The following is a 993-nucleotide window of genomic DNA, read 5'->3' as shown; positions in this document are numbered from 1 at the left end:
AGAAGGTGATGCCGTTGTTCCTCAGCGTCAGCTGGCCCAGCGTCCCCGCCCCCGTATCCTCGATCAGCATCGCGGCCGTATTGTTGCCGCGAATGATATGCAGCGCGGCCTCCGGGTAATTGGTGCCCAGCCCAACCCTGCCAGAAGACGTAATGTAGAGCGCAGAAGTAGGGGCGTCGTAATCGACGGCAAAGGGGATGTTCGCCGTTCCCAAATCCTTTAAGTAGAAGCCAACCGCATCGATCCCGATGTCCATGCCCTGATCGACCGACCTTTCCAGTCGCACCTTGGCAGTGCCCGAACTGATCACGTGTATATCCGCCTGCGGGATCATGGTGCCCAGCCCCATTTTGCCGGCCCCATCGACATAGACCGAGTTTGCCGGCGCCCCCGCATCAAGCCGCAGGATCTGGTTGCTGGTTTCGGCATCGACGATGGCGAAATAGTTGGCGCCGTTACTCTGGGTTCCATTGGCCTCGAGCCGCCAGTCGTTGGACGCGTAGCCGGCGCTAGATGAGGTATCTTGGAAGACAATGCGCGTGTTGAGATTCTTCAGCTTCAACGGGACTTGGGGGAAGTTCTCGGCGCCAGTGCAGTCATCCCCGACGCAGAGCGCGCCATCGACACTGTGATTGCCCGACAGCACGGTCTGGGCATGGACGGCAAAGGGCAGAAGACCGGCGAGGGTCAGTCCGATCAGAAAGCGGGGCATGGGAAATTCCTTTGAGAAGGTCCTGAAGTCTATCGGCAAACCCTACCGGATGGGCGAAGGCTCACAAGCGCCTTATCGGGTTCTGATCCCTGATAGCGTGCCGGCTAAGAATATTTTGGGTCAGTCTGCCTCTGGTTCCGTCGCCGCCGCCTCAAGACGCGCCAGCCGCGCGGCCAGATCCGCGTTCTGTGCGCGTAGCTGGTCCATCTCCGCTTTCCGAGCGTCATCGCGGGCATCGAGCTGCGCGATATAGAGATGCGCCTTCTCCAGCTCGTTCAGCA

Annotated in this window: 1 protein-coding gene; it reads right to left on the bottom strand. The window is 60.0% G+C overall.

Going from position 1 to position 993, the window contains the following annotated elements; genetic code table 11:
• Window positions 1-712 (bottom strand): hypothetical protein (locus tag ATO6_RS24715; protein WP_217899069.1); only part of this gene is annotated, 712 nt, incomplete at its 3' end.
• Between the last annotated feature and the right edge of the window lie 281 nt (window positions 713-993).

The sequence above is a fragment of the Oceanicola sp. 22II-s10i genome (assembly GCF_002210105.1).
In the GTDB taxonomy this organism is placed as follows: domain Bacteria; phylum Pseudomonadota; class Alphaproteobacteria; order Rhodobacterales; family Rhodobacteraceae; genus Pseudooceanicola.
This window is presented reverse-complemented; position numbering and strand designations above follow the sequence as displayed.